Raw genomic sequence first — 7,677 nt, forward strand, 5'->3', positions numbered from 1 at the left:
CCGGGCCTCGCGGAGTGGGCCGGTGGACACGGCGCGTCCGGCGTGACGGACACCCCCTGCCCGCCTTCCCCGTCGCGGCCCCGAGCCGAGCGAGGGAGAGCCCCCACGTGACCATCGCGCCCGCCGATCCGGCTTCGGCCGAGGCTTCCGCGGTCGAGAGCGACGGCCCCGGGACCGTGCTGCTGCGGACCCTGACCGACCTCACCGCCGATCTCCCCGACACCGACCCCGGCAAGGTCGCCGCCGCCGCGCTGCGCGGCCGCAGCGCCGCGGCGGACGAGGCGGAGCTGCGCGAGCTGGCCACCGAGGCGGCCGCCGGCCTGATCTCCGAGGACCCGGCGTACTCCCGGCTCGCCGCCCGGCTCCTGACGATCACCATCGCCGACGAGGCGGCCGACCAGGGCGCGGTCTCCTTCTCCGCCTCGGTCTCCGTCGGTCACCGCGAGGGCCTGATCGCCGACCGCACCGCCGCGTTCGTCACGCTGCACGCGGACCGGCTCGACACCCTGATCGACCGGGCCGCCGACGACCGCTTCGGCTACTTCGGTCTGCGCACCCTCTACTCGCGCTACCTGCTGCGCCACCCGATCACCCGCAAGGTGATCGAGACCCCGCAGCACTTCATGCTGCGCGTCGCCTGCGGCCTGGCCGAGGACGAGAGCGTCCGCGCGCTCGACGAGGTCGCCGCGCTGTACGGGCTGATGAGCCGCCTGGACTACCTGCCGTCCTCCCCCACCCTCTTCAACTCCGGCACCCGCCACCCGCAGATGTCCTCCTGCTACCTCCTGGACTCCCCGCAGGACGAGCTGGACTCCATCTACGACCGCTACCACCAGGTCGCGCGCCTGTCGAAGCACGCCGGCGGCATCGGGCTCTCCTACTCCCGCATCCGCGCCCGCGGTTCGCTGATCCGCGGCACCAACGGCCACTCCAACGGCATCGTGCCGTTCCTGAAGACGCTCGACGCCTCCGTCGCCGCGGTGAACCAGGGCGGCCGCCGCAAGGGTGCCGCCGCCGTCTACCTCGAGACCTGGCACGCGGACGTCGAGGAGTTCCTGGAGCTCCGCGACAACACGGGCGAGGACCAGCGCCGTACGCACAACCTGAACCTGGCGCACTGGATCCCGGACGAGTTCATGCGCCGCGTCAACGCGGACGCCGACTGGTCGCTGTTCTCCCCGGCGGACGTGCCCGAGCTCGTCGACCTGTACGGCGAGGAGTTCGACGCCGCCTACCGCGCCGCCGAGGCGAAGGGCCTGGCCCGCAAGACGATGCCGGCCCGCGACCTGTACGGCCGGATGATGCGGACCCTGGCCCAGACCGGCAACGGCTGGATGACCTTCAAGGACGCGTCCAACCGGACCGCGAACCAGACCGCCGAGCCCGGCACCGTCGTCCACTCCTCGAACCTGTGCACAGAGATCATCGAGGTCACGAACGACGGCGAGACCGCCGTCTGCAACCTCGGTTCCGTGAACCTGGGCGCGTTCGTCACCGGCGGCGACATCGACTGGGAGCGCCTCGACGAGACCGTCCGCACGGCCGTCACCTTCCTCGACCGGGTCGTCGACATCAACTTCTACCCGACCGAGCAGGCCGGGCGTTCCAACGCCCGCTGGCGGCCCGTCGGCCTGGGCGCGATGGGCCTCCAGGACGTCTTCTTCCAGCTGCGGCTGCCGTTCGACTCCGCCGAGGCGCGCGCGCTGTCGACCCGTATCGCCGAGCGGATCATGCTCGCCGCGTACGAGGCCTCCGCCGACCTCGCCGAGCGCAGCGGCCCGCTCCCGGCCTGGGAGCAGACCCGCACCGCCCGCGGTGTGCTGCACCCGGACCACTACGACGTGGAGCTCAACTGGCCCGAGCGCTGGGCCGCGCTGCGCGAGCGGATCGCCGCCGTCGGCATGCGCAACAGCCTGCTCCTGGCCATCGCGCCGACCGCGACCATCGCGTCGATCGCCGGCGTGTACGAGTGCATCGAGCCGCAGGTCTCGAACCTCTTCAAGCGCGAGACGCTGTCGGGGGAGTTCCTCCAGGTCAACTCGTACCTCGTCGACGAGCTGAAGAAGCTCGGCGTGTGGGACGCGCAGACCCGGGACGCGCTCCGCGACGCCAGCGGTTCGGTGGCCGGCTTCACCTGGATCCCGGCCGAGGTGCGCGAGCTGTACCGCACGGCCTGGGAGATCCCGCAGCGCGGCCTGATCGACATGGCGGCGGACCGCACCCCCTTCCTGGACCAGTCGCAGTCGCTGAACCTGTTCATGGAGACGCCGACGATCGGCAAGCTGTCGTCGATGTACGCGTACGCCTGGAAGCAGGGTCTGAAGACGACGTACTACCTGCGCTCCCGCCCGGCGACCCGGATCGCCCGCGCCGCCCAGGCGTCGACGACGGCCGCCGCCCCCATCCCCGTCCAGCAGGCGGTCTCCGACGCGGACGCCCTCGCCTGCTCCCTGGAAAACCCCGAGTCCTGCGAGGCCTGCCAGTAATGAGCTCCACCGAGAAGAACCTGCTGGACCCGGGCTTCGAGCTGACCCTCCGTCCGATGCGGTACCCGGACTTCTACGACCGCTACCGGGACGCGATCAAGAACACCTGGACGGTGGAGGAGGTCGACCTGCACTCCGACGTCGCCGACCTCGCCAAGCTGACCCCGGCCGAGCAGCACATGATCGGCCGTCTGGTCGCGTTCTTCGCGACGGGCGACTCGATCGTCTCGAACAACCTGGTGCTGACGCTCTACAAGCACATCAACTCCCCGGAGGCGCGCCTGTACCTGTCGCGCCAGCTGTTCGAGGAGGCCGTGCACGTCCAGTTCTACCTGACGCTGCTCGACACCTACCTGCCCGACCCGGACGACCGCGCCGCCGCGTTCCACGCGGTCGAGGAGATCCCCTCCATCCGCGAGAAGGCGCAGTTCTGCTTCAAGTGGATGGACTCGGTCGAGAAGATCGAGAAGCTGGAGACGGCCGCCGACCGCCGCCGCTTCCTGCTCAACCTGATCTGCTTCGCGGCGTGCATCGAGGGCCTGTTCTTCTACGGCGCCTTCGCGTACGTGTACTGGTTCCGGTCCCGCGGCCTGCTGCACGGCCTGGCCACCGGCACCAACTGGGTCTTCCGCGACGAGACGATGCACATGAACTTCGCCTTCGAGGTCGTGGACACCGTCCGCAAGGAGGAGCCGGAGCTCTTCGACGACGCGCTCCAGGAGCAGGTCACCGACATGCTCAGGGAAGCCGTCGAGGCGGAGCTCCAGTTCGGCCGCGACCTCTGCGGCGACGGCCTGCCCGGCATGAACACCGAGTCGATGCGCGAGTACCTCCAGTGCGTCGCCGACCAGCGCCTCCAGCGCCTCGGCTTCGCCCCGGTGTACGGCTCCGAGAACCCGTTCGCGTTCATGGAGCTCCAGGGCGTCCAGGAACTCACCAACTTCTTCGAGCGCCGCCCGTCCGCCTACCAGGTCGCCGTCGAGGGCTCGGTGGACCTCGACGAGGACTTCTAGCCGGTACGTGGAAGGGCCCCGCTCCCGGTGAGGAGCGGGGCCCTTCCGCGTGTTCGCGAGCGGGATCAGGCGTTCGGCACCGTCTCGTAGCGCGGGGTGCCCTCTTCCATCTGGCGCAGGGCGTCCTTGCGGTCGCGCTTGGAGAGGCGGTCGATGTACAGGTAGCCGTACAGGTGGTCCGTCTCGTGCTGGAGGCAGCGGGCGAAGTAGCCGGTGCCGCGCACCTTGATGGGGTTGCCCTGGGCGTCCTGGCCGTGGACCTCGGCGTAGTCGGGACGGGCCAGCTCGGCGTAGGCGGTCGGCACGGAAAGGCAGCCCTCGTTGGACTCGTCCAGGACGCGCAGCTCGGCCGGGATCTCCTGGAGGACCGGGTTGACCACGACGCCGGTGTGGCGGACGCCCTCGTCGTCGGGGCAGTCGTAGACGAAGACCTTGAGGTCCACACCGATCTGGTTCGCGGCCAGGCCCACGCCCTCGGCGGCCTTCTGGCTGGCGAACATGTCGTCGATCAGCTGCGCGAGCTCGGCGTCGAACGCGGTGACGTCCTTGCACTCCTTGTGGAGCACCGGGTTGCCGACGACCGTGATCGGGCGGGCCGTGCCGCGCTCGCGGTAGGCGAGCTCGCGCGCCTCGCAGTCCTCCGTGTCCACGACGAACCCATCCCCTACCTGCGGCGGGGAGACCCCAAGGTTGATCTGCGTCTGCTCGTCCGTCTCCTGCTGCGCCATGTCCGGCCGCGCCCTTCTGAAAACCCGATTCCGTCGGAGGACAGCCTACGGGCCCGTGGCCGTGGCCTCAGCAGACCTCTTCCAGATCCCGCCACTCACGGCTGTCGGGACTGTCCGCCACCCAGCCGTCGAGGAGCCCGCGCACGAGGCCCGCCGGGGCGGCGATGCCGCATTCGCGCTCCGGCACCCACAGCTCGCCGGGCGAGCGGTGGCCGAGCGGCCCGGGGTGCCCCGGCTCGCTGTGGTCGTGCGGGTCGGAGTGCTCGCCCTCGCCCTCGGCGCTCGGCATGGTCGACTCGGAGCAGGCGCGGCAGAGCAGCCGCACGGACGACGACCAGTCCTCGGCGGCGAAGCCCGCCTCGGCGGCGAGCTGCTCCAGGGCGTCCCGGTCGTCCTCGGTGGCGGCCTCCAGGAGGACCACCCAGGTGGGGACGGGGGACGGCGCCCACAGCTCGATCTCGTCGAAGACCGGGTAGGACGGGCCGGCGGTGGTGGTCCGCTCGCCGTTGGGCACGCCGTCGTGGAGGACGACCTCGCCCCAGCGGCGCCCGGAGGACGGCAGCGGGATGGAGAGGACCTCGATCCGGGCCGGGTCGAGCCTGCGGCCCCACACGACCTCGGCCTCGCCCTCGGGCGAGAGCCGGACGGCGGCGCTGCCCAGCTCCATGCCGGCGGGCTCGCCGGTGCCGGCGGCCGCTCCGGGCACCTTGAGGCCGTAGGCCTGCCAGGCCCGGCGGGCCAGCGGCCAGTCCTGGAGCGCGGTGGCGGCGATGCCGACGTTCCACCAGTCGGGGGCGCCGGTCTCCTTGTCGAGCAGCGCGACGGCCCGCAGCCCGGCGGCCCGCGCCTGCTCCCAGTCGTGGCGGAACTTGTGCAGCAGCGCCAGGTTGAACCAGGACTCGGAGAGCCAGGGCTCCAGATCCGCCGCGCGCGTCAGGAGCGCGCCCGCGTCCTCGTACCGGCCGTCGCCGATCAGCGTGAACGCGCGGTCGGTGGCCTGCCGCCACGAGGCGGAGGGCCGATGCCGTACCTTCCCGAAGATCTTCACGATTCCCGCCTGCCGGTCGCTTCACCCTCTTGTTCGCATCCAACCATGCCCGGTCGGACGCGCGCTCATTACCCATGGGTTACCCCGGGGGGACGGAGGTCACCCCAGCGGCTCCGCCCCGCGCCAGGACCCTGGCCAGGCATTCGACGACATCCGGGTGATAGTCCCGGGCGGTGCCGAGCCTGAGGCGTTCGAGCGCTCCCAGGGCGGCGCCCGCCCCGTCGCCGGCGAGATCGTCGTAGGCGTTCACGGCGCGGACGATCCGGGCGGGCACCGGCTGGTCGCGGTAGGGGTCGGCCTGGCGCTCGACGATCACCGCGACGGAGGCGGCGACCCCGGTCCTGCGGACCACCTCGCCGCCCAGGAGGGCGATCCGCCGCTGCTCCTCGGCGGCCAGGAGGGCGGTGGCGCCGCCCGGGACCGGGTCGACGAGCGAGAGCTGTCCGATGTCGTGCATGAGCGCCGCGTGTTCGAGGACGGTCAGCTCGGGCCCGGAGAGGCCCAGCTCGCGCCCGACGGCGGTGCTGAGGGCGGCGACCCGGCGGGCGTGCCCGGGCGGGGTGCAGCCGGCGATCTCGGTGGCGCGGGCGAGGGAGGCGATGGTCTGGCGGTTGACGGTCCGCACGGCCGCGTACCGCCGGAAGGAGACCTGGGTGAGCAGCAGGGGCACGGCGAGCACGGGCAGCGCCCACAGCCCGGCGGCGGCCACGCCGAGGGCCATGACGGTGCCGGTGGCGCAGACGGCGGAGCCGATGCCGAGGAGGGCGCGCAGTTCGTCACGGAGGAGGGGGCCGTACGGGAAGCCGGTGCGGGCGCGGAGCACGAGAGCGGCGAGGACGGCGTCGCACAGGGCGGTGAGGACGAGCAGGAGGACGAGGAAGAGGGCGTACCAGGGGCCCTGGCCGAGGTGGTCGACGACGGCGCCCGAGTTGTAGAGGGGCTGGAAGCAGACGGCGGCGAAGCCGACGGTGAGGACGCGGCGGGCGAGGTGGTCGAGGCCGGGGTCGTGGCCGCGGGCGAGGTGGGGGACGATCCCGGCGAGGCCGGCGGCGACGACGACGGCGGTGATCTGGAGGACGCCGTGGGTGGTGGGGGTGCCGGCGCTCTGCCCGAGCAGGGCGTACGCGAGGGCGCCGGCGGCGGCGAGCGGCGCGGGCTCCCGCTCCCGGGCCTCGCCGGCCGCGGAGGGTGTCCCGGGGCCGGGGTCGGGACCCCACCGGGCGAGCTCGCCGAGGGCGACGAGGGTGCCGAAGGCGAGGGCGTTGCCGGGTTCGTCGACGCCGTACCAGAGGGTGGCGGCGAGGCCGGCGAGGCTCAGCAGCAGCGCCGCCCCGTACAGGGCGCCGACGGTGGCGGTGCCCGGCCTCACGCGCGCTCCTTCCGCCGGCCTGTTGCGGGCGCGTCCGCCTCGCGGGGCGCCGGGACCCGGTCCGGTTGCGGGGCCTCGTCGGCGGTGACGGCGGGCTGCCAGCCGTGCCGGTCGAGGGCGCGGACGAGGGCGGCGACCATCCGGGGGTCGAACTGGGTGCCGGCGCACCGCTCCAGTTCGGCGACGGCGGTCGGCACCGGCCGGGCCCTGCTGTAGGAGCGGGTCGAGGTCATGGCGTCGAAGGCGTCGGCGACGGCGACCACCCGGGCGAATTCGGGAATCTGCTCGCCGTGCAGGCCGTACGGGTATCCGCTGCCGTCCATGCGTTCGTGGTGGTGGAGGATCGCGGCCCGCGCCTCGCCGAGGAAGCCGATGCCCCGGACCATCTCGTGGCCGTACTCCGGATGCAGTTCGATGACCCGCCGCTCCTCGGGCGTGAGGGGCCCGTCCTTGCGGAGGACCCGGGTGGGCACGCCGAGCTTCCCGACGTCGTGCAGGATGCCGGCGAAGCGGACGACGTCGAGCCGGTCCTCGGCCAGGCCGAGTTCACGAGCGATCAGGACGGAGGCGTGGCCGACCCGTTCGCTGTGGCCGCGGGTGTACCGGTCCTTGATGTCGACGGCCTGTACGAGGGCGCGGATGGTGGCCTGGTGGGCGGCGCGTTCGCGGTGGTACTGGGCGAAGACCCAGCAGGAGATGTACATCGGGAGCAGCACGAAGAGGGCCGCGACCGCCCCGTACGTGCTGCGCCAGAGAACGGCCATCATCAGCCCGGCGAGGCCGTGCACGAGGTGCGGGGCGAGCGCCCGGCCGAGGAGGCCGCGCCAGGCGGCCCGGAGGGGCAGGCCGTCGGCCGTCGCCCGGATGCCGCCGTCGAGGGCGGTGAGGGTCAGGCAGAAGGCGAGCGCGGCGGCGCCGGCGGGCAGCAGCGCGTACGGCAGGTCGGGGGCGTCCGGGCCGTGGCCGAGGGCGGCGGGGCCGCCGAGGAGGCCGGCGGCGGTCTCTTAGACTCATCAGACGCTGCCGAGCACTC

At 72.7% G+C, this 7,677-nt stretch carries 5 protein-coding genes and 1 pseudogene; 2 read left to right on the forward strand and 4 right to left on the reverse strand.

What is annotated here, in order from left to right; all coding sequences use genetic code 11:
* Nucleotides 1-107: 107 nt before the first annotated feature.
* Nucleotides 108-2,486, forward strand: a complete 2,379-nt coding sequence (locus MRBLMG1_RS30810) for a ribonucleoside-diphosphate reductase subunit alpha (protein WP_367827442.1) — start codon at nt 108-110, stop codon at nt 2,484-2,486.
* The gene (locus MRBLMG1_RS30815) at nt 2,486-3,499 is read left to right on the forward strand and encodes a ribonucleotide-diphosphate reductase subunit beta (protein ID WP_367827443.1); all 1,014 of its coding nucleotides are present in this window, start codon (nt 2,486-2,488) and stop codon (nt 3,497-3,499) included. The genes MRBLMG1_RS30810 and MRBLMG1_RS30815 overlap by 1 nt, the downstream gene beginning before the upstream one ends.
* A gap of 65 nt (nt 3,500-3,564) precedes the next feature.
* Here MRBLMG1_RS30815 and def read toward each other — a convergent pair whose 3' ends face one another.
* The 4 genes and pseudogenes from def to MRBLMG1_RS30835 all read right to left on the reverse strand — a co-directional run.
* Nucleotides 3,565-4,227: a peptide deformylase gene (def, locus tag MRBLMG1_RS30820; RefSeq protein WP_367827444.1), complete on the reverse strand. Its 663-nt coding sequence runs from the start codon at nt 4,225-4,227 to the stop codon at nt 3,565-3,567.
* Between the two features lie 67 nt (nt 4,228-4,294).
* Nucleotides 4,295-5,275 (reverse strand): tetratricopeptide repeat protein, encoded by a 981-nt coding sequence (locus MRBLMG1_RS30825; protein ID WP_367827445.1) that lies wholly within the window; start codon nt 5,273-5,275, stop codon nt 4,295-4,297.
* A 79-nt stretch (nt 5,276-5,354) separates the two neighbouring features.
* Nucleotides 5,355-6,644, reverse strand: a complete 1,290-nt coding sequence (locus MRBLMG1_RS30830) for an HD-GYP domain-containing protein (protein WP_367827446.1) — start codon at nt 6,642-6,644, stop codon at nt 5,355-5,357.
* Nucleotides 6,641-7,633, reverse strand: a pseudogene (locus MRBLMG1_RS30835) (HD-GYP domain-containing protein); the annotation flags it as partial. The pseudogene MRBLMG1_RS30835 and the gene MRBLMG1_RS30830, both read right to left, overlap by 4 nt.
* Nucleotides 7,634-7,677 lie beyond the last annotated feature (44 nt).

Origin of the sequence: Streptomyces sp. LMG1-1-1.1 (genome assembly GCF_040815545.1) — a bacterium.
In the GTDB taxonomy this organism is placed as follows: domain Bacteria; phylum Actinomycetota; class Actinomycetes; order Streptomycetales; family Streptomycetaceae; genus Streptomyces.

What these genes read in the sequence shown, in the direction of transcription:
- def (WP_367827444.1), bottom strand. Translation starts at nt 4,227, where the DNA reads ATGGCGCAGCAGGAGACGGACGAGCAGACGCAGATCAACCTTGGGGTC.
- MRBLMG1_RS30815 (WP_367827443.1), top strand. Translation starts at nt 2,486, where the DNA reads ATGAGCTCCACCGAGAAGAACCTGCTGGACCCGGGCTTCGAGCTGACC.